The sequence below is a fragment of the Alsobacter sp. KACC 23698 genome, assembly GCF_045348435.1.
Taxonomy (GTDB): domain Bacteria; phylum Pseudomonadota; class Alphaproteobacteria; order Rhizobiales; family Beijerinckiaceae; genus Alsobacter.
The window spans coordinates 1,377,654-1,397,779 of the sequence record NZ_CP157484.1; the positions used below are offsets into that span (position 1 = coordinate 1,377,654).

Below are 20,126 nucleotides of genomic sequence, written 5' to 3' on the forward strand. Positions count from 1 at the left end.
CGGCTTTGTGCAACTCGGGATAGTTCAGCTGGGATAGTCCGTTTGCTGGATTTCATCGCTTCAAGCGGGGTGTATCGTCGGCTTACAGTTGGGCAGATTACGGAGTTCTCCCAGTCGGCATCTGGATTGGGCGACGGGATGTCCACTGGCCTTGAGTGCCATGACATGCTGAGCCCCCCGAACCGTCCCGGGGGCTCAGTTGATGTGCCATAATAGTTTTCCGTACAGATCATGTATCAGCGGGTCTAAGTTTATCGGCTTAGTCCAAATGATCAAATTGCTAGTCATCCGCAGCAGAGTACAAACGTGCGCGAGATCACATTGAAATTGCTATTTCTCGGTTAATTTCTACATTGTCGCTCATCTCTCCAGAGTCTGTTTCACACTGCAGCGACGGAAAACCAAGGAGACTGCCATGGCTAGTATCCAGGGCGTTTATGTTGCGCTCTTCAATCGTCCAGCTGATCCCGCCGGGCTGAAATTTTTTAGCGACGCTACAGGGAACGGCAAGGATTTAACGAAGATCGGCGATCTTGCATCGACTGCCGAATATCAGACCCGCTTCACAGGAAAGACTCCAACAGAGATTGTCAGCTCGATCTACAAGAGCCTTTTCAACAGAGACGCCGAACCGAACGGCCTCTCTTTCTTCGTCGATGCGCTGACGACTGGAAAGCAGACGATCAATACCATTGCTATCAATATCCTTGATGGCGCGCAGGGGCCTGACAAGACGTTGGTAGATCTCAAAATTTCGGCGGCTGATCTGTTCACCAGCCACATCGACACCAGCGCTGAGATTGCAGCATATAACGGCACCGCTGCCGCCGCCCTGGGCCGCGCTTATCTGACCCCGGTTTTGACGACGCTGCCCTCGGTGACCCAGGTGGATGCGGCCATCGCCGGCATCGTCTCCGCCGCCGGCCCAGGCACGGGCGGAGTGCCCGGTCAGACCTTCACGCTGACGGCCGGGACCGACAACTTCCTGCCGACCGCGACGGACGCGGCCTTCAAGACGACGCCCAATGACGACACCTTCCGCGCCAATGTCACCCCCAACAGCCTGAACTCGGCCGATAACATTGATGCTGGCGGTGGCGACGATACCATCAGCGCCCTCTATACGTCCGCGCTGCTGACCACCGTCTCGCCAGTGCTAACCAACCTTGAAAACGTCTTCATTCAATCCGTGGGCGGTGGCGTTGCATTGAGTCTGAATAGCTCCACGGGCGTGAAAGCGTTGTGGGACGATAATTCGAGTTCGTCGCTGACTGCGAGTTTGGCGCTTGGAACCGATGTCGGGCTGAGGGGCAACATCCAAGGTAATGTCGACTTCGTCTACGGGTCCGCGACTGGCACGGAAGACAAGGCGACGCTTCAGGTTCGGGAGGCGACGTTCACCGCGGCGGGCAAAACGGTGGTGATCAATCAAATCGAACACCTCACCATTAACGAGTCCGACGATCCCGCGACGGTAGCGCCGAACGTGTCCACTATCGCAGCCCTCTCGACCCAGGCCCGTACGATCGACGTGACCGGCGATGGGAGCCTCAATCTGGGTGGGGCGGCGAGCAACTTCGCGAAGCTGACCAATCTCGACGCGTCGCACCACAAGGGCGACATGACCTTCACGGTCAATGTGGGCACGGCGCCGACGCAGCCTCTGACGGTGCTGCCGTCCGCAGAGGGCGTGAATACCATCACGCTGAAAGCTGGCAACGGGTTGCCGGACACCATCCAGTTCACCGCCGACAATGTCTCGACAGTGGGCAAGATGACCACGGTCGCCAACTTCAATCAGAACGCCGAAGACAAGCTGGACCTCAAAGCGTTTTCGCTGGGCTCCGACACCACGGTCGGGACCACCGGGGCGACGCTGACGGGCGACACCGCCGGCTTCTTCACCGGCACCAACCGGGTCGTCCTCAACGACGCCACCGACACTATCTATGTGGACGTCAACAAGGACGGCAATTTCAGCGCCACAACGGACCTTGCGATCAAGATCACCGGCGTGACGGCGGCCGGTTTCACCGCGGCTGACCTCGTTCTGGCCTGAGGCTCGATTGAACTTGTCTCGAAAGAAGGAGGGAGCAGCTGACTCGGCTGCTCCCTCCAGCCTGCGCAACGTCATGCGGGACCGCCTGCCATTGCCGCGACTGCGGGGGAGAAGTCAGCCCGCCCGGCTAGGCGAAAAAGCCCGTCTCTAGTGAGATGCCGATACCGATCAGTGGGGCGACCTTCGCCACGTTCTCCGGACTTTCGGAGAAATTGGCCAGCACGTCGGCCACGCTCGCCCCAGACTGCAGCTTCCCGACCCAAAAGTCGGTGCCGCTCGGCTCTCCCGCGCGGCCGAGCACGTTGTGATAGAGTCTGTCGACGATCTGCGCGTTCGAGGCGCCGGCTCCGTAGACGGCCTTGAACTCGGCTGAATTCACGAACCCCACGGCGACGTCGTGCATAGACGTTCCTGTATCGAGCGCGTGAACCCAGACCGAAAGACCGCTCTTGTCGGGAGTTCGTGGCTGGGATCCCCGGCATCAGGGACGTTCCAAAAACCCAGGCGATCTGCCGGCCCTCGGCGGAGGAGACCACGAACGCTCCGGTGCGCTCCGTGACCCTGAATGGCGGCTGGATGCCCGGCGGCAGGCTGTGCTCCCCGGTTTCGCCCTTCACGAAGGTCGGGAGCGCGGCCACCAGCTCGGCCAAGGACTTTGCAGCTCCGAGTGGCAGGGTGGGGCTGTTCGATGTGTTGAAGCCGGCGTCATCGCTGTAGACGTAGACGAGCCAGGAGCCATTGGCGTCGGCGATGCGGAAACCCGCCTGCATGGCGTGAACCGTCTAGGGTGGCGGGAAGCGGCACGTCATGCGGTGAGAGCAGGCCGGACCTCCAAGGCTGGAGCTTAGGTGCTCCGGCATCCCATGACGCCAGAGCTTTTCTCAAGGCTAGAAGAAATCCACTGGCGTATGAAGATGGTCAGCCCACGCACGAGATTTCCATCCCGCCCAACTCAATCATCCCCGCCGCTCGTCTCTCACCAGTGGCCCAGCAGGCTCAGGACCTTCTGCCCTTCCTGGCAGATTTGATCCCGCTGACATCGGCCATCCCGCCGAACCCCGTCCTTTCAGTCGGGGCGCAGATCGGGGATGACTGATCGGCCGGCTTCGGAGGCTCGCCGCCGGCGCCCGCCCGGGTCAAGGCGCCGTGAATAAGCCAGCTGAGCCGACGCGGCTGTCCGCACCAATCGTTTTTTCGAGCGCCTCCCTGGCCTTCAAGGGCGATCGCTTACGGTCAAGCTGGTGCAGCGCCTGCTCCAGCTCGGACATCCGCCGGGGCGAACTGACGGCGACAATCTGGTCCGCACCGAAAGGCGCGCGGACCTGCAACTGCAGCCGGTGCTTGGGATCGTGTACGATCGGCGGATCCGACCCGATCGGGTAAAGCAGTTCAACGGTCCCGTCGCCGGCGACGTTGAACAGCACGAGCGCTTGGGACGCGACGTCGTCTATCTCAACCTCGACACGGCTCCCTTTGCGGTGCAGACGGTCGTCAGGTGCGATCCGCACCGCCAACGGCGACCCCGTTGCGCGTTGTTTCAGCCAGTGGAGAAGGGCGGCGCGCTCGATGATGCTCGGCAAGTCGTAGCGATCGACATTGCGGGCGATGACATCGCCCACCGAAAGCACGTCGTGAGTCGCCGGATCCCACACGAGATCCGGGTTTGCGCCGGGCTGCACCACCTTATGGGCTGACTGGATCGCCAAGCCGGCGAAACGCTCCGGGTCGCCATCAAGCGAAGCAATCAGGATTGGGTCGGCCTGCGTCCGAGCGCCGGCTCCCACCTTCGCGTCGGGGTCGGGCCGGTCGGAGCCCTGGCTTTTCGGCGGCCCGACAGCGTTCCCGCGCGTGATCACTCTGAAGGGCGCCGCGGCCGGCGCTTCGACCGCAACGATGCGTTGGCGCTGGTCGGAGAGCTGGTACGTTACACGCCGCGCGTATTCTAAGAGCTCCGTTCCGGTGATCGTCCCATCGCGGTCCAGGTCAGCCGCCCCTCTTATTCCGCGAGCGACTGCATAGCTCAAGGCTCCGCGCTGGCCCACGCCGGGGATGCGGACCTCCGGAGCCTTGGATTGCTTGTCGGCCGCCGCCAAGAATGTGGTGGACCTGAATTCAACAGGCGCCGTCCTGGCGTCGGCCTGGGTGGCCGCGGGCTGCAGATCGTCGGACCTCGCCGTGTAACTGACGCTGCGGTAGGCCATGGGGGCGCTGCGCGGGTCGACGTCGCGGGTCGTGGCCTCGCCGAAGCAAACATCGGCGATGAACACGACCTGCGCGCCTTTTTCTTCCCACCGCCGGATGTAGCCGTGAATCTCCCTTTCTAGGAGCTTCTCCCCGGAATCGACGCGATTCTTGACGTCAAATCCCCCCAACAGAAGCACCGCGTCCATTCCATCCGGCTGCGATCCGAGGACATGTCCCGGCTCTTGGGCCCCATAACCCGACCAGGCGAGAAAGACAGTATCCCCAGCCTGGGTTCGGGTCACGAGGTCGTCGAGCGCCGCCATGATGGAGCGGCGGGTTGCGGCCGCATTGATAAGGACCCGCAAATCGCGGGCGCCGATCGAGCGGAGGCTGGCGTCGAGGTCGTGCGCGTCTGCGGCCGAGCCGGCCAGACGTGGAAAACCGCGGTAGGTATCCACGCCGATCAGCAAGCCGCGGATCTCGCGGGCCGACGCGCCGGATTGCCCGGCGGTCGCGACCAGGGCGGCGATCAACAGGCGAGTGAGCGCGATCTTCATCACGAGACGCAACGGCGGACGCCGCCTCCCTTGCGATGGCCCCGCCCGGCTGAGCGTCGCATGGCGGACCTCGCTCGGCTGGAATTCTACATCGCGCCTTACCCGCTTTAATGACGGCCATCACTCTCGGCCACCAAAGGCAAAGAAATCGGAGCGATGCGCCGACAACTCACCATCGCCGACGTGGCGCATGACATGCTCCAGTCCGGCGTCTCGTCCGCACTTCCGATCTGGACGGCGGCGCTCGCTGAATTGGTTGTTCGGCATACAGCAGAAACCACCCAAGCGACGGGCAGCTTCGAACCTATCTACGCCGCGGTGGGCGTCTTCTCGATGTTGCCCGCATTGAGGCCAAGGCCCGATTGGGGCCTCTTCCCTCGAAGTTCGGGATCGTCGATGACCTAATCGCGCGCAAGACCATCCACATGACCGCGGCTTGTCGCAGTAATGCGGCGGCGGGCGCCGCTCCCGACGCGGAAATCAGGCACCGCCCGCAGCATAACGCAACCTTTCGAAGCTGCAGCGGGAGAAGATTGGTGCAGACGCCCGAAGCCGCTCGGGGCGGCTCGCCGATGAGCCAAAGACGGGCTGTAAGGCGGACATCCAGTTCACCTCGGCGCTGAAAGCCAAAAGTTCTTCCAGGCGATAAGCTGCCTTGACGGTCGCGGTCGGCGAGAAAAGGTGAGCGAGAGACTCGCGCAGGCCGCCTGCGCATACCCGGAGCGGCCGAGAGCCTCCAACAAACGCAGACGCTCGGTTTTGGCGCTGACAGCCGCCACATCTTTGGCCAGTTGGGTCTTGAACTGCCTGGTCGCGGCTAAAATAGAGGCTGCAGCCGCCGCATCCTCAATGCGCCCGGGAGCCGTCGGCGAGCGCCTCCTTCAGGGCCGAGCGGCTGGGTTGGCGTGCGGGCGTGCCGCACGCATGGCGGTCTCACTTCGTCTCTGAAGGTACCACCTCCTCCCTCTCTTCGGAGGCGCAGCCCTGACGGGCGCGACAGTGGTGCTTGGATGAACAAGGACGGCATCCACCGCGTTGACGCGAATAGGGTTGATCGGCGCACAACCTCCGCCGTTCGGCCTCGTGCAGGCCTGGCGCCCGGCGCGCCGGATGCCCAACCACGGCAGGAGGAGACGATGGCGATCGCTTCGCAAGTCCATTTCCAGACCCTCGTTTACGCCACGAGCCTGCCAGAGGCTTTCGTCGGCGCGGGCGGCGCCGCGGCGGTCGACGCCGTCAGCTACGAAAACGCCCCGAGCAACGCCTCCATCGGCAGCTACGACATCGGCGTCGTCATCGACATGGCCAACTCAAATTCAAACACCGGATGGGCCAGCGCAGACAGCTATGTCGGGGTCGAGGAGCTGATTGGCAGCCGCTTTACGGACGCGATCTATGGCGACGCGGCAGGCAACATCATTGATGGGGGCGGGTCGCCCGACTTTATCTTTGGCCGGGAGGGCGACGATGTTTTGTTAGGCGGTGGCGGGTTCGACTTCGTGTGGGGCGACGCGGGCAACGACATCATCGATGGGCAGTGGCAGACCGACCAGTTGCATGGCGGCGACGGCGACGACCAGTTATGGGGCGGCACCAATTATATCGCTCACGTCTATCCTGGGACGAACTACGCCGACATTCTTTACGGCGACGCCGGCAACGACGAGTTGCATGGCGACGCCAGGCCGCCCGCTGCGGGACTGCGCACCGAATACGACCCCAAGCTGGATTTCATGGCCGGCGCTGACGAACTGCACGGAGGACCTGGCAATGACAGGCTGAACGGCGACGGCGGGGACGACAAGCTCTGGGGCGACGCGGGCGCCGACAGCTTCATCTTCGACCCGTCTTACACGGTGCTTGATGCGACAGGCGCTCCGCTGCGGATCTCTCCCGGCAACGATGTGGTGTTCGATTTCAACGCCGGCGAGGGCGACACCCTCAACCTGAACGGTGAGATCTACACCACGTCAGACAATCCTGAGGGGTATCGGATCTTCATGCTGGAACCGGTCAATGGCGCGCTGCAAATCGCCGGCACCGTGACCTTGTCGAACCTTCACAGCTTCAACGACGCCTGGGTGACCTCAGGCTACCACCTGGTCTGAGGTGGCGAAGGTGAGCGTGCTTGCACAGGTCCGCTGAGCTGGAAGGCTGGCGCCGTGCAGGAGGATCGCGCGGGTATGCCGGCGCAACCGGTGCTGGCGCTTATGCCCTCGTGATCGCAGCCCCCAGAGCGGATCGGTCCTGGTCCTCCGGGACATCGCGCACGGGTACCGACAAGGCATGCTGACGGGGAAGGTCAGATAGACGCTCCGGCGCGGACCGAGGGCCTCAGTCGAGTGGCCCCAGAATCTTCGGACAAGCTGGCCGCGGCGCAGGAAAAGTCAGCCCCAGCGAATCTGCTGGCCCCTGTTTTCCCGCGCGGCGGGCCATTTTAAGACGCGACGCTTCTGGAGGGGGCGCATTTGCGCCATCGCCCGTGCCCGATCGGTCATGCGGTAAACGATTTTTCCTTCTGGACCGCGCTCGACGCGCTCGATCTCCAACAGATCGTTGGCCAGCAGCGTCATGACCTCAGGGTCCAATTCGGAGGGGCGCTTGAGCGGCAGTTCGATTCTTCCATCGCCACAAGCCTTATCAGCCATTTTCTTCAAGTATGCCAAAAGCATCGTTTCATCCCCAACAAGTTGTTTTTGTTTGCCCTCCGGACCTATCACGAAAAGTAGATGCGGTCGTCCCCTGACCGCTATGCAGTTTCCTTACGTCAATCGGGCTAGGCCACGGCCGAACCTAAGCGTCAGCGTATGATTGGGCGAAATGACTGACAAGCTTAGCCGCTTGGCTCTCGCGATCTGCGTAGCCAGGCGAGTCTCATTCCCAGCGGCGTTGGTGGTGAGAGAGCCAGCTGAGCGGCCTAATCCGTGACGCCTAGAACTGGCGGCGGAACACGTCCAAAGGGCCGGAGTTGATGGGCTGCGAAGTCAGAACACCTCAAACTAGAGCCCTGTCGCGGATCGCATCCCCGCGCAGGGCCTTTTTGTTAGCGCGGTCACCAGCGCAATTGCCTTCGCTGGTCGACGCCACATTTCAGTAGCTCTACCTGAAGCGGGTGTGGATGTCTGAACGCTCCGAGGGGGGACGCCGCTCAGGCGCAAGGCCGCCAAAAACAAAGGAACCGCCTCTGTTCGAGGCGGTTCCTGATCTCTCGTCGTGACGCTCAGAACTTGTAGTTCACGCCCACGCGGACCACACCGGCGTCGTTGTTCTTGCCCGAGCTGACCGTGACCGGCGCGCGCGCGGCGTTGTAGACGAGGATCCCGTCATTGTTGCCGCGATCGATGTTCACGTAGAGGCCTTCGATCTTGGCCGTCCAGTTCGGAGTGAAGGCGTATTCGAGACCGCCGCCGATGGTCCAGCCGGCCTTGACGTTGTCGTTGTTGTTGAAGAACCCGCCGCCGCCGAATCCGGCGTAGGCGAGGCCGCCCGTCACGTAGAACAGGGCGCGGTCGAACGCGTAACCGATGCGGCCGCGCACCGTCCCGAAGATGTGGTTGGAGCTGCCGCGGCCCACGCCGTACGGGGTGCCGAACGCGTCATAGTAGACGACGCCGAAATCATTGTGGTTTCCGCCGAGATCGGCGTAGTCGATGTCGGCCTCAACGCCGGCCACGAAGGCGCCGAACTGCCAGTTGTAGCCGGCCTGCACGCCGCCGACGAACCCGGAGTTGTCGCCAGAGCTGAACGAGGTGGCGATGCCGGTGCGCGTGTCGAGGAAGGTCACGTCACGGCTGTTGGAGAAGGCTCCGCCGGCGTTCAAGCCGACATAAAAGCCGGTCCAGGTGAACAGGGGAGCGTAGACGACCGGAGCGGGGGCTTCGTACTTGCGGCTGGGCAGGTCAGCCGCGAAAGCGCCCGACGCCGCCAGGACGCCGGCTAGTGCAAGAGGAAGAGATCGCATCACAGGGAACTCCGTTGTTGGGGACGAGTATTTGCTCCTATTCTCAGAACGTTGACTAGCGCAAAACGGCAACAGGTCGTCTCCTTCTGCGCTGCACAAGACGCTTCGCTTGCCAGCGCGAAAGCTTTGGGCGACAATCCGATTGTCTTCTTCGGCTTGAGCCCTGAGGAGGATGTAAAACGGCCGCCGTTTCGCATCCGGCGGCCGTTTTTACATCTTCCGCTCATGGCCAGCTCTCGAAGGAGAGGCTTCGGAGCAGGCGGGCCAACCCAATCTAGGTTTGGGTTCAATTAGGGCTTGTCACAGAGCCCCACGCTGGCTCCGCCGGTAAGATCATCGGCAACCGCTGACACCTCTGACTTGTGGTCTACGGGCGAGCCGGCATGGGGGAAGCCGGCTGATGCCGGCTGCTATGCGCCTCGCTTCGTCGCGGGTGAGGCTTCCAGCTTCAGGATCATTCCAATAGATCCATGCAATTTGGCGTCCCTCAGCGGAGATGATGACAAATGCCGTCGTGCGCTCCACCCAGGTGCGCTCGCCGGCGGCCAGGGCGTAGGGCGCCTGAGGACCATGAAGGGCTTTGAAGGGGCCTCAAGCTCGACCGGAGTTCATGAGGTGTAGTTCAAGGTCGCTGCGCCAGGGCTGTGACCCGGATCCGCATTCCGCTGCCCGAGCCAGCTCTACGGTGGCCGTTCAACCCAATCGGGTAGTCGCGAGACCCCGGCCGCAAGGCGACGGGCCGCATCCCGGGTGAGGCTCCCTGCTTCAGTGTCGCCGAAATAGACCGCCGCGACACGAATTCCGCTGGCGTCGGTCACAGAGAACCACGTTCGCCGGTCCTCGACCTCGAAGGGGCCCTGAACGCCGGGTGGCAGCGTCGCCGATCCGATGCCGTGCATGGGATCTGGCAGGCTGGCGATCAGCTCGGCCATGGCCTTGGCTTGGTCCGGCGACATCATCACGCTGCCGGTGCTCCGATAGCCGGTGCTGTCCCCGTAACAGTACGCCAGCATGCAGCCGGTGGCGTCAGCGACGCGAAAACCCGCCGGCATCTGATGGGCAGTCCAGGGTGGTGGAAAGCGGCGGGGCGTTGCCATACGCGAAACGAAGCCTACCGGGGATTGTTGTCCTATTTGCGCCCGTATCGGGACGTTGTGGACGAGCCTCATGAGCGCACACCGTTTTCCAGAACCGTCCGGCCTCGCCAATGACAACGATCAACCCGTCCAAAGCCCGATAGAGCAAAGGGTTGGCCACTCCGCCGCATGTACAGCGGCAGCTCCGACCGCCAGCCCTCCGTCTATAGATCCGCACCACGCCACCCCCTCCGGGAGGTCAAACAGCAGCGGAAGCGGGATGATCGCCGCTATCGGAAACTGACAAAGCAGCTCAGCCGAGTGTCCAGGGTGGCGTGAAGCGGCGGGTCATGGACTTCTGGGTCGAGGGGCGCCCCGCGTACGTGATGACGGACCTCATCAACCGCGGCCAGAACAAATCCATCGTCATGGTGATGTATCGCTTCGATCGCGAGCATGGCTTCAGCAGGGCTGTTTCTGCGCGCAACAGCGCGGTTCGTCTTCTCCTCGGTCTGGAGCCGGAAAGCGAGCCTCCGGCGCTGCGGGAACCTACCGACCGGTCTTAATCACCGGTTCCGGATCGATCCTCATGAACGTTACGCCGACCTCGTCCAGCCCCAGGTCCGGCAACGCGCGCCTGAGTTCGGCAAAGGCATCTCGGCTCGCGTCCTCGATATCGCCCGCTGACTTCACCTGAATTGAAACCTCGCCAAGCGCGAGGCCTCCTTTTCGAAACACGGCCTTGAACATCATCGAGCCGCTCCGTTGCGCCAAGCGGACGCGGGACGCTGCGTCACCAAGCCAAACGGTCGCCGCTGTGATTGGCTCCTGACTCGGCGGATCATCGCGGTGGTTTGCCGTCCCCTTCGAGCGCGTCAGACAGCGCCTCAAGCTCTTCGCCAGCCGCGGGGAGATCGAGTAAGTCGGCTCGATCGCCTCTATCCGAGGGAGCGCCTCAGGGCACCTAGCCGATTGGTTCAGGAGCCGGTCGGCCTCGCGGATATGGATCGCCGCCTGGGCGAGGGTCGGCCAGCCGGGGATGACGGGGCGGTTGCAGTGAATGAGCCGCCCCATGCCAACCCCCTATCCTTAGGAGCATCGCCTATTGTCGATGTGGGTTCCAGGAAGCGCATTCTGGATCCCGTGCTGCGAGATGCGGCGCGAAGCCGCAGAACTCCTCAAGAGGATAAGGTCGGAGTTGGGCGTGTTTGTCGACCCGTGGCGCGGGCGACGCGCGTTCATCTGCGCAGCCTTGGGCCCGGAGCTCTGGCGATGATCACGACGTCAAAAGATTTGAGGGAGGACCGGCACCTCAACCCTCTCTGCATCTCCGGCGGCGCTGAGCGGCGGGAAGAGCAACTGTGTTGCGACATGCCGTTGCGAAGGTGGCGTTGTGCGAAGGACGGCGTTGATGACGGAGAGGAGTTTGCACGCGACAGCGACGAGGACCGGTTCTGCGGCTTTGCCCCGACAGGGCGGCCATTTCGAGGGCTCGGCGGACATGCCGGCGGCCGCCGCTCTCGACGTTGAACGGCGAGGCCGGCGAGCGCGGCGATCTGCTTGGGAGGCGCGTGCGGCCGACCCCGGGCACGAACTGGAGGCGGCGTTCTTTCGGCCAAAAAGGACAGCTGCGCCGCTTAACCTGCGCTATGGCCCCGCCGAGTGGGGCGACATGGGCGCGCAGCTCCGCCGCGAAAGCCTCGTCTCGCTCCGCGGCGAGGTGCAACCTTTGCTGCGGGCGAATGGCGGCGAGGTGGTCGCGACGGCGCTGCCATGTGGTCGACTTATGGCGCCTCGGTTTGGCGGCGGGCGTCGAAGTCAGGGCGAGCCGCCGGCCCATCTCGGCCAGCATGCGCGCATCCACGGCGTCCGTCTTGGGCCGCCGGCCGATACGCGGGCGAAGTCCCGGGCCTGAAGCGCCTCTCGGCCCGCCTCCCACAGCCCCTTCCGGCGCATGCAGAGTGTTGGGGGAGATCGGGGAGGGGAGCAGTTAGCGGCCCGCTTCTCGCTGGGCGAGGCAGTCGGGGTAGGGCGCAGCCGCTGGGCCACGGCCCGCGAGCGTCCCGCAGGCGAAGGACCGGAGCAAGCGAACGCCGATCGCGGCGAGAACCAAGGCGTTTGCGGCCACGAATCCGCCCGCAATGATCCAGAGCGGTCCGCCCACGATTCCGCCAACGACCGCGCCGGCAAGCCCACCTAGGAGGGCGAAGATCGCCAAAGCCCCAGCCATGATCACCTCGCGCTACAAGACGAATTTGTATGCCTTGATCTGCGTGTGGCAAGCGCGCTGATCACATGCGGCCCCATTTTCGCAGAAATTCGGCCGGCTCGCGGCCTGTTCCAGTCATCTGAACGGGCGAGGCGTTTCCAATTCGTTAACGCTGGGCGGCGCGCGCTGCGCGCGGTAACCCTTTCGCGCGCCGCCCCCCTACCGAAATCCATGTTCGCAATCGAACGCTGTCTTCTAGGCTTTGGGGTCGGGAGGACGCCGATGCAACGGGTGCAGAGAGCCGGTGAGCGCAGCGAGCTCGAGTGCGAGTTTCTGGAGACGCGCCAGGAACTGTCCGCCGCCGCCGCCCGCTATGATGGCGGACGCCTGCAGGAAGCCCCCAGGCTCGCCGCCCTGGTGACGCGCCTGACCTTCGACGGCGAGACGCAATCCTACCTCTCCAGGCTGGGTCGTAAGGAGCATCTTGGCTTCATCGACAGCCGCCCGCCTTTTGGCGCGCGCAAGGGCCCTCTTCTGGTCGCGGCCAGCATCGACGAGCAGGGCTACAATTTCCGCCCGACCAGGCTGATGGCGGGGGCGCCAGTCCTGGTGCCTTTCGAGATCTGGCAGGCGCGCCTCGTGCTCAGCACGCGCCAGGACGGCGATTTCTCCTGCCGGGACGTCGTTAAACTCTTTGAGCGCGCCCATTCCGGCGACGCCAGCCACATCTCCCGCACCATGAAGTTCCTGGGGCGCGAGCATGGCGCCTCGCTCGGGCAAGGGCAGGGCGGCGACGCCGAACCCGCCGCCGAGCATACCCCGTTGCACGCCACCATGCGCCAGCTCGCCTTCGAGCTCGACATTTCGATCGCGCTCGGCTGCGCCGACCTGGTCGGCGATCTGCTGGCGGAACGTCCTCCCGAGCCCCGCTGAGAGAGCGCCCGAGAGCGCGAAACGGGGATGTCGAGGGCCGCCGGGTCCCCGGCGCCAATGGGGGTACCTCGCTGCGCCCGGCTCCATGCCGCCGATTCAAACTGAATCGCCAGAACGATTTTCAACGATCTGCGGTACGATGCTTAACCATCGATTAACGGTTGAGTTTGATGAGAGGTTAGTCGTGAATTCTGCTCACATCGGCGCGAACGCAACGAGCTTTGCGGAGCAGACTTGGATCCCTGCGATAGGTATCCCGGCTCTCGGGGTGCTCGTGGCGGTGATGGAGGCCAGTTTGATTGCGCTGGCCAGCGTGGCCAGCGGCGTCGCTTACGAGACGGTGGCGATCGGGGGCGTCGCCGAGGTTGATCGATTCTTTGCGGTCGGCATCATGGCCAGCGTGCTCGTACTCCTGATGGCGCAGCTGCGCTCGCTCTATTCGGCGCCGCTTCTGCTAAAGGCGGGCCGCCAGCTGCAGGAGCTCGCGCTTATCTGGACGGCGGCCTTGCTCCTGCTGGTCAGCGTCGGTTTTGCGCTGAAGATCGGCAGCGTCTTCTCGCGCGGCGCCGTGTTCACCTTCGGCGTCTTCGGCTTCGTGCTGATCGCCGGCCACCGGCTGGCCTGGCGGCGCTTCCTGGTGGGCGCCCTGCAATCGGCCCAGCTTCGGCCGCGCCCAGTCGCGCTGGTCGCCTTCCAAGACGCCGCCTCCTCCAGCAGCGTTCCGACCGACCTCCTCAAGCTCGGCCTCGCGCCCGTCTGCTCGCTCAGCCTTCCGGGGTCGGCGCTGGGGACCGGCGAGTTCGATTCCACGCTGCGGCGTTTCTGCTCGGAGGTGCGCGGCGCGGAGGTGGACGCCATCTATGTCCTGGCGAACTGGACCGATCTGGGCGGGCTCGCCATCCTCCTCGATCGCTTGCGGCCGCTGCCGTTGCCAGTGCATCTCCTGGCCGAGGGCGCGCTCGCCGAGGTGGTGTCCCGCCCCACGCTGGCGACCCTAGAGGGCCGCTCTATCGTCGAGGTCCGGCGCGCGCCCCTGGGCGCGGCCGAGCTGGCGGTCAAGCGCGCCTTCGACCTCTTCGTCGCGTTCGCCGCACTGGCTCTGCTGAGCCCAATCCTGGCCGCCGTCGCCATCGCGGTGCGCCTCGACAGCCCCGGGCCGATCCTGTTCCGCCAGCACCGGCTCGGCTTCAATGGCCGCAAATTCGCGATTCTGAAGTTCCGCAGTATGACCGTGCAGGAGAACGGCGACGTGGTCACCCAGGCGACCCGTGACGATCCGCGGGTGACTCGCGTCGGCCGCTTCATCCGCCGCACCAGCCTCGACGAGCTGCCGCAGCTGTTCAACGTGCTAGCCGGCGACATGTCGCTGGTCGGGCCGCGTCCGCACGCCGTGGCCCATGACGACCTCTATGACAGCCTGATCGCCGACTACGCCCTGCGCCGCCATGTCCGGCCGGGCCTCACCGGCTGGGCGCAAGTGAACGGCTGTCGAGGCGAAACGCCCACCATGGAAAGCATGAAGGCCCGCGTCGATCACGATCTCTGGTATATCGACCACTGGACCTGCTGGCTCGACCTTAAGATTCTCGGCATGACCGCGCTGATGTTGCTGCGGTCGGAAAACGCCTATTAGCGACGCGGCTCGCGAAGCGCATTCTGATCGGTCCGGTGCGCCGCCCTTACCGCCGCGTTCGATCCGGATACGCCCACGTCAGGCCGAGATACACTCGATGGAGGCGTCTCCTTGCCGGTTGGCTCTGCCCAAGGGCCAGTTCTCTCATCCAAGAGCGCAGCGCTTGTCCTGATCCCAGTGGCCAAGCAGCGTTAACCTCCGGCGATGGACGATCCTTCCCAGTGGAACCTCGGACAGTGGTTCAAGGTTGACGGGCGCTGCGGCGTTCATGAGCCGCCGACATGGTCGGTGAAAGGTGCGAAGCTCCGCCCAACACAGGCTCGCCAAACTGCGATCTCTCAAATGTGAGCTTGGTCGCAACAGCAAACTTGAAACCCCTTGGCATCTGCTCTACAGAAGGAGGGCATAGGAGCGTGTTATGTACGGAAATCCACAGCGACGTTTGGCGTCCGACACCTTGGAGCTGCGGCGCGAAGCTGGTCGGTGGTTGAAAGAGCAGCGCGAGCGCGCAGGGCTCTCACAGCGCCAGCTGGCCGAAGCAGTCGGAACCGAGTACTACACGTTCATCTCGCAGCTTGAAACAGGGCGCGGACGCATCCCGCCGGATCGTTACCGCGCATGGGCCAACGCTCTGAACATGGACCCACGGGATTTCGTGGTCGCGCTCTTGCCTTACTATGATCCAATAACTTACGAGATACTCTTCGACGAGCATGCCGCAGCAGGGTAGGCGCCCTTAGGCGGTCAATACGACAAAGGTTCGGCCTCAGCCTGTCCCTGGTCTTGCGCAAGCGGCCTGGCCCCTCAAGGCAACCTTGTTGGGCCGTCTGGACGCGGGTGCATTCACGGTGTTAGCTGCGTTGGGTGCCTTAAGGCTCGTATATCGTGGCTGTAGCCTTGCGATAGGTGCCGTTTTCGAGGCCGCTGAGATCGAGGGCGTTGCGTATCGACGCAGGAGTCCGGGGGCCGCTGAGCGGTAATGAGGCGGCGGAAGCCGCTGCGCATCAATGCGGGCGTGCTGATCCAATCCAGCGAGAGACGACAGGCGCCGCTCAATACAGGGCGAATTTGGCTGGTCGTCTCAAGTCACGCTGGTCAAGACGGCGGGCCTCGGATCTCGGCCAGCATGAGGCGAGCTGCAAGCCGCCCAGCGCGGCGGTGGTCTTGCGTGCCTTGACCCTCATGGCTAAAAACGCACATATCCCATCCAAGAGGCTAACTTAAGCGATGCGCTATCCCGGTCGCCTCGGGATGGTTACGCCCGGAAGAGGGAAAGTTTTGCGTTAGGGGATAGGCATGTCGGCCCTCGCTACCATCCAGGGTTATTATCGGGGCATCCAGTTCAGGGACGGTCCTGGCGATGAGGCGGCGGGTTACGCGGAGCGCGTGCGGTCCGGCGCTCTGACGCTCGCCCAGGTTCGGCAGACCATTCTTGATTCCCCCTATACGCTGGATTACGTCCTGCCCGTGATACGGGAGTACGAAGCAGCGTTCGGCCGCGTTCCCGAATTCTCGGCCGTGGCCTATTGGGTGACGACCATCGCCTCTGGCGCGTTCACCATTAATCGTCTCGCGCAACTGTTCGCCGCCTCGTCCGAATTCGCCACGAAATTTGGGGCCGGGGCGGACGTCGACGCCTCCTTCGTCAATGCCCTTTACGTCAAGGTGCTGGGGCGATGTCCAGAAGAGGCTGGCTTGGCTTTTTGGATCGGCTCCGGACGGGAGCGGTGGGAGGTCTTGAATTTCCTGGCGCAGTCTGATGAGTTCACGGCTCGCGCAGCGCCGTTCGTGAGCGCCTATCTGGACGCCTCCATCGCCGGTTCGCCACGCCGGGCCGGTTCATTGTTTGCGTCTAGCTTTGTCCCCGTTCCGGGCCCGTGATGAAGCGTCGCCCAGCGCGGGAGCCGGGAGGCTGTTTGAGCTGATTGTGCGAGGCGCGATGGGGTGGAGCGCGGGCTAGCTCAAGCGGTCATGCAGGCTGGCGACGGCTAAGGCCGCAGTGACGACAAGGACGATGTGATTTTGCCGTTGTCGTCGTCGTGGAATAAGTCGTCGCGTTCAAGGCTTACAGTGGCCACTTTAGAGATTGCTTGGGTCGAGAAGGATAGACGTCGCGTGGCGACGAAAGAAATCGTCCAAAATCATGGCATGGTCCATAACAGCAAGATATAGCGACCAGTATGATCTGCAAAAATGCCGCAAAAGGGCGTGCCATCAACCGCAATCCACAACGGCAAATGGCGTCAGAGACCTTCATCGCTGGAGTTGCAGCTACGGGATTTCGTAGTCGCGCTCTTGCCATTTCATCATCGCATCAGCTACGATGTGGCCCAGCTTGTCGTAGCGGAGTCCTGATTCAATGGCGCTGAGCGTCCTGCCCTTTCTCCGACCTGGCTCCGCGCGAGCCGATTGGTCGAACCAGGAGCTCGCGGAATTCTATCGGGTTGAGGCGGTGCTAAGTCGGGCAGGCGTCCGGGTGGAGACAGACCGCGGCCGGACCGATGAAGGCGATCCCTGGTTCGTGTTCTGCCGCGAGGAGACCGGCGAGGTCGTCATTCACCTCGCGCGCTACGACGGACGTTATGTGGTGGCGAGCCCCGTCGTCGACGGCGTGATCGCCGGGCGCGATTTCCGCGCCATCATCGAGCAACTCATCGCCGCGCATCCGGTCGTCATGCCGGCGGCGGGCGAGGCCGGCAAGCTGCGCATCCATCCCTCGGCGCTGCTCGTGGCGCTGGTCATGACCTTTCTGTTCAAAACCTTCAGCGCCGATGCGTTCGCCGGCGAGAGCCCGGAGGGTGCAGGCGGGCACGTCTCCGAGCTCGCGCCCCAGAAAGACTCCCAGCACGGCGTCGAGCATGCGCCCTTGTCGATCGTTTCGGCCTCTGATGTGGACGAGCGGCACGCGCCGCTGATTGAGCAGCGGCAATCCGCCCTGTATTTGATGACCATCGCCATGGCCGTCGTCATGGACCCCAAGCCTGTCGGCCTGCCAGACGCCGTAAGTCCGCATTTCCTGCTGTCGTCGGACCATGGGGCTGTCGAGCAAGCTGCCCCGACAACCGTCGCCCGATTGCTGGAGGGGCCGTACAATGGACCGGGCCTGGAGTCGGTGAATGCGCATAGCGGCCTTACGGAGGCGCTTGGCGAGGGATCCGACCTCAGCCTGTCCGTCGCCCCAGCATCGCCCCAGCAGGTTTTCCACTACCGCGAGGCGGCGCCTCCACCGGTTCTACAACCGGTGGGGAGCGCGCCGGATGCGCATGCGGCGGTCACGGCGGACCCTGAACCGTCTCTGACGCAGGACGCATGGCTGGCTAACGCCATGACACCGATCCTGGGCTACCAGCATTTTCAGCCGCAACCGCAAGCCGAGGCGGCGCTCCCCAGCGGCGCTGCAGCGCGGCCTGCTGCCGGGTCGGCGTCTGCCTCCGCGCCTGCGGCCGGGTCGGGATCTGCCTCAGCTGGCACGCCGAGTCCGCATGCGGTTGCGGCCTCTAGCCCGCCCTCCACCGAGGCGTCGACCACGACTGAGCCCGCCAGCACGACGTCTAAGGAGGCGACGAAGCTGGTCGCCGCCGACTACCTTGACCAAATAATCGGCGCCTCTGCTCTCAAGGCCGCACTCGACGCGGTCTCACCGGCCGAAGCCGTCGCCCTACGAAAGCTGGTTGGTCAGTTTCAGGAGCCTCAGCAGAAATCGACCGAAGCTGGAGCGTCCGCCTTCGTCAGCACACCCACGGCCGACGCGATCCACGGATCGGTGCAAAATGTCGCCGTTTTGAAAAGCGCCCTCGACTGGTTCATTCACGAACGCCCAGATTTCGAGGTGATCCAGACGGAGAAAGATTACATCCTGTTCGACTCTCACCTTGCAGCAGGCTCTGCCCGGGAGATGTACACTTGGGAACTCGGCAACGGATCCAGCATCGCTATCGTTGGATCGATTCCTGAATCCGTCCTGACTTAATCTCGCGCCTCGCTATTCAGCGGGGGGGCGCATCCGATGCGGCGCCAGCCCACCCGAACCTCCGATTTCGCGAAGACTGGTTAAAGCCGGTGTCGTTTGCTTTTGGGGTAAGGACTCGGAAGCTCTGAACTGGGCCTCTGGCTCGGTAGGGGCCGCCTCGCACGCAAGGCGCGAGCGTCGCCGCTTCAGTGAACACGAGCATCAGAGTGTCGGCGACCTGCTCACCATCATGCGGCGGAGGTGAGCCAAACCGAACCTGTCGGATGGTTGCTCCACGACCCGCCGCCTGGCGCGTTTATGGAACTCATATGGATCGATCTCATAAGCTGAATTTGGAGTTGCAGGCGCTTCGGGGCATCGCTGTTCTGATGACGTTCTTCGCCCATGCGCCCATCGCCTATCCAAAGCTCAACATGCTCGGGAGGCTTAACCTCACGTCCGGGGTGGACATCTTTCTCGTCATCTCGGGATTTGTGATCGCTGGTTCGCTTTTCCCCCAATTGGAGCCGAAGCGGGCAACGGCCGAGCGGGTTCGCATCGTCATCGCTTTTTGGATCAGGCGGGCCTACCGGTTGCTGCCTGCAAGCTTGTTTTGGGCGCTGTTCCTGGTCCTCCTCGCTCCGTTCAACGCGTCCCGATCGTTCGGTCCGCCCAAGCTCGTGGCGCAGGAATTTGTCTCTGTTCTTCTTTATTCCAAGAACATCATGGAGATCTATGGACTCAATTTCTCCATGGGCCCTTACTGGAGCCTCTCCCTGGAGGAACAATTTTACCTTCTACTGCCCTTCGTGGTGATTGTGGTTCCTCGGCTGTTGACCGCAGAACTGTTGGTTCCGCTCATTCTCATATTGAGTTCCTCCCCGACACTGCTCGGTTCGCATTACTGGTTCTTCCGTGTCGGCCCTTTGCTGCTGGGCATCCTGCTCTACCGGATGCACCAAACGGATTACGCCAGTGACTTCGAACCTGTGTTTCTCAGACGACGTTGGGCGAGCATCGCCGCAATGGCTCTGCTGCTGTTCGTGGCGACGGTGGGCAGCTCCTGGTTGAAGTTCTTTCCAGGGTCGATGCTTTACATCACGATCGCATCAGGCGCTTTGGTGTTTTTTGCGAGTTACCAGAAGAAATATCTCTGGCTGCCCAGACCCATCCTGGCGTTCTTCGTCTGGGTAGGGGATAGGTCATTTTCTCTGTACGTCTCGCATCTCCCGGTCATTCTTTCCGTTTATGAAATCTATTACAGAGCATCTGGAACGTTCCTGAAGGACGCGCCCCGGGCTTATTCGTTTGCCGCCATGGGTCTGTCACTTGCCATTGCGCTTGTCGTCGCCGACCTGAGCTATCGGTGGCTGGAGAGGCCCTACCAACTGCTGGGGCGCTGGAAAGCGGCAGAGTACCTGCAGGCACGCTCCCGAGTGCGTAGCCATTCGGAACTGGCGTGAGCCCTCCGTTCCAGCGCGCGGGCAAGGCGTGACGACGGATCGGCTTGACGTCGTCCTTCGGCCGCGGGTCGTGTTGGCGGCTTCGTGGCGAAGGTGGCCGTT

General features: G+C 63.2%; 15 protein-coding genes. 9 read left to right on the top strand and 6 right to left on the bottom strand.

Features of this window, described 5'->3' with window-relative positions; all coding sequences use genetic code 11:
• Nucleotides 1-415 precede the first annotated feature (415 nt).
• A complete protein-coding gene (locus ABEG18_RS06375) occupies nucleotides 416-2,059 on the top strand; it encodes a hypothetical protein (RefSeq protein WP_406857249.1) in 1,644 nt (547 codons plus the stop codon).
• 127 nt (nucleotides 2,060-2,186) lie between these two features.
• Here the strand turns inward: ABEG18_RS06375 and ABEG18_RS06380 are convergent, their stop codons facing one another.
• Nucleotides 2,187-2,462 carry a DUF4214 domain-containing protein gene (locus tag ABEG18_RS06380; RefSeq protein ID WP_406857250.1) on the bottom strand — a complete coding sequence of 92 codons (276 nt, stop codon included), beginning with the start codon at nucleotides 2,460-2,462 and terminating at the stop codon, nucleotides 2,187-2,189.
• Between the two features lie 733 nt (nucleotides 2,463-3,195).
• Nucleotides 3,196-4,800: a caspase family protein gene (locus tag ABEG18_RS06385; RefSeq protein ID WP_406857251.1), complete on the bottom strand. Its 1,605-nt coding sequence runs from the start codon at nucleotides 4,798-4,800 to the stop codon at nucleotides 3,196-3,198.
• A gap of 1,136 nt (nucleotides 4,801-5,936) precedes the next feature.
• Here ABEG18_RS06385 and ABEG18_RS06390 point away from each other — a divergent pair.
• On the top strand, nucleotides 5,937-6,908 hold the full coding sequence (locus ABEG18_RS06390) for a calcium-binding protein (RefSeq protein ID WP_406857252.1): 972 nt from the start codon (nucleotides 5,937-5,939) through the stop codon (nucleotides 6,906-6,908).
• A gap of 279 nt (nucleotides 6,909-7,187) precedes the next feature.
• On the opposite strand, the gene ABEG18_RS06395 is transcribed toward ABEG18_RS06390, so the two are convergent.
• The 3 genes from ABEG18_RS06395 to ABEG18_RS06405 all read right to left on the bottom strand — a co-directional run bounded on the left by ABEG18_RS06395 (nucleotide 7,188) and on the right by ABEG18_RS06405 (nucleotide 9,813).
• Nucleotides 7,188-7,472, bottom strand: coding sequence for a hypothetical protein (locus ABEG18_RS06395; protein WP_406857253.1), 285 nt, complete (start codon nucleotides 7,470-7,472; stop codon nucleotides 7,188-7,190).
• A 548-nt stretch (nucleotides 7,473-8,020) separates the two neighbouring features.
• Nucleotides 8,021-8,761, bottom strand: coding sequence for an outer membrane protein (locus ABEG18_RS06400; RefSeq protein ID WP_406857254.1), 741 nt, complete (start codon nucleotides 8,759-8,761; stop codon nucleotides 8,021-8,023).
• A 680-nt stretch (nucleotides 8,762-9,441) separates the two neighbouring features.
• Nucleotides 9,442-9,813, bottom strand: a complete 372-nt coding sequence (locus ABEG18_RS06405) for a hypothetical protein (RefSeq protein WP_406857255.1) — start codon at nucleotides 9,811-9,813, stop codon at nucleotides 9,442-9,444.
• Between the two features lie 374 nt (nucleotides 9,814-10,187).
• Here ABEG18_RS06405 and ABEG18_RS06410 point away from each other — a divergent pair, with 374 nt between their 5' ends.
• Nucleotides 10,188-10,403 (top strand): hypothetical protein, encoded by a 216-nt coding sequence (locus ABEG18_RS06410; RefSeq protein WP_406857256.1) that lies wholly within the window; start codon nucleotides 10,188-10,190, stop codon nucleotides 10,401-10,403.
• On the opposite strand, the gene ABEG18_RS06415 is transcribed toward ABEG18_RS06410, so the two are convergent.
• Nucleotides 10,387-10,590: a hypothetical protein gene (locus tag ABEG18_RS06415; RefSeq protein ID WP_406857257.1), complete on the bottom strand. Its 204-nt coding sequence runs from the start codon at nucleotides 10,588-10,590 to the stop codon at nucleotides 10,387-10,389. The genes ABEG18_RS06410 and ABEG18_RS06415 overlap by 17 nt on opposite strands.
• A gap of 1,738 nt (nucleotides 10,591-12,328) precedes the next feature.
• Here ABEG18_RS06415 and ABEG18_RS06420 point away from each other — a divergent pair.
• The 6 genes from ABEG18_RS06420 (at nucleotide 12,329) to ABEG18_RS06445 (ending at nucleotide 20,024) form a co-directional block, all read left to right on the top strand.
• Nucleotides 12,329-12,979, top strand: a complete 651-nt coding sequence (locus tag ABEG18_RS06420) for a hypothetical protein (RefSeq protein WP_406857258.1) — start codon at nucleotides 12,329-12,331, stop codon at nucleotides 12,977-12,979.
• A gap of 184 nt (nucleotides 12,980-13,163) precedes the next feature.
• Entirely contained in the window at nucleotides 13,164-14,612 is a 1,449-nt protein-coding gene (locus ABEG18_RS06425; protein ID WP_406857259.1) for an undecaprenyl-phosphate glucose phosphotransferase, read from the top strand.
• A 418-nt stretch (nucleotides 14,613-15,030) separates the two neighbouring features.
• Nucleotides 15,031-15,342: a helix-turn-helix domain-containing protein gene (locus ABEG18_RS06430; RefSeq protein WP_406857260.1), complete on the top strand. Its 312-nt coding sequence runs from the start codon at nucleotides 15,031-15,033 to the stop codon at nucleotides 15,340-15,342.
• A 566-nt stretch (nucleotides 15,343-15,908) separates the two neighbouring features.
• Entirely contained in the window at nucleotides 15,909-16,493 is a 585-nt protein-coding gene (locus ABEG18_RS06435) for a DUF4214 domain-containing protein (protein WP_406857261.1), read from the top strand.
• A gap of 478 nt (nucleotides 16,494-16,971) precedes the next feature.
• Nucleotides 16,972-18,582, top strand: coding sequence for a hypothetical protein (locus ABEG18_RS06440; RefSeq protein ID WP_406857262.1), 1,611 nt, complete (start codon nucleotides 16,972-16,974; stop codon nucleotides 18,580-18,582).
• Between the two features lie 308 nt (nucleotides 18,583-18,890).
• The gene (locus tag ABEG18_RS06445; RefSeq protein WP_406857263.1) at nucleotides 18,891-20,024 is read left to right on the top strand and encodes an acyltransferase family protein; all 1,134 of its coding nucleotides are present in this window, start codon (nucleotides 18,891-18,893) and stop codon (nucleotides 20,022-20,024) included.
• The last annotated feature ends 102 nt before the right edge of the window (nucleotides 20,025-20,126 follow it).

Bases quoted from the DNA above. Each gene is read 5' to 3' on its own strand.
- ABEG18_RS06375 (WP_406857249.1), top strand. From the start codon at position 416: ATGGCTAGTATCCAGGGCGTTTATGTTGCGCTCTTCAATCGTCCAGCT.
- ABEG18_RS06380 (WP_406857250.1), bottom strand. From the start codon at position 2,462: ATGCACGACGTCGCCGTGGGGTTCGTGAATTCAGCCGAGTTCAAGGCC.
- ABEG18_RS06385 (WP_406857251.1), bottom strand. From the start codon at position 4,800: ATGAAGATCGCGCTCACTCGCCTGTTGATCGCCGCCCTGGTCGCGACC.
- ABEG18_RS06390 (WP_406857252.1), top strand. From the start codon at position 5,937: ATGGCGATCGCTTCGCAAGTCCATTTCCAGACCCTCGTTTACGCCACG.
- ABEG18_RS06395 (WP_406857253.1), bottom strand. From the start codon at position 7,472: ATGCTTTTGGCATACTTGAAGAAAATGGCTGATAAGGCTTGTGGCGAT.
- ABEG18_RS06400 (WP_406857254.1), bottom strand. From the start codon at position 8,761: ATGCGATCTCTTCCTCTTGCACTAGCCGGCGTCCTGGCGGCGTCGGGC.
- ABEG18_RS06405 (WP_406857255.1), bottom strand. From the start codon at position 9,813: ATGCCGGCGGGTTTTCGCGTCGCTGACGCCACCGGCTGCATGCTGGCG.
- ABEG18_RS06410 (WP_406857256.1), top strand. From the start codon at position 10,188: ATGGACTTCTGGGTCGAGGGGCGCCCCGCGTACGTGATGACGGACCTC.
- ABEG18_RS06415 (WP_406857257.1), bottom strand. From the start codon at position 10,590: ATGATGTTCAAGGCCGTGTTTCGAAAAGGAGGCCTCGCGCTTGGCGAG.
- ABEG18_RS06420 (WP_406857258.1), top strand. From the start codon at position 12,329: ATGCAACGGGTGCAGAGAGCCGGTGAGCGCAGCGAGCTCGAGTGCGAG.
- ABEG18_RS06430 (WP_406857260.1), top strand. From the start codon at position 15,031: ATGTACGGAAATCCACAGCGACGTTTGGCGTCCGACACCTTGGAGCTG.
- ABEG18_RS06435 (WP_406857261.1), top strand. From the start codon at position 15,909: ATGTCGGCCCTCGCTACCATCCAGGGTTATTATCGGGGCATCCAGTTC.
- ABEG18_RS06440 (WP_406857262.1), top strand. From the start codon at position 16,972: ATGGCGCTGAGCGTCCTGCCCTTTCTCCGACCTGGCTCCGCGCGAGCC.
- ABEG18_RS06445 (WP_406857263.1), top strand. From the start codon at position 18,891: ATGGATCGATCTCATAAGCTGAATTTGGAGTTGCAGGCGCTTCGGGGC.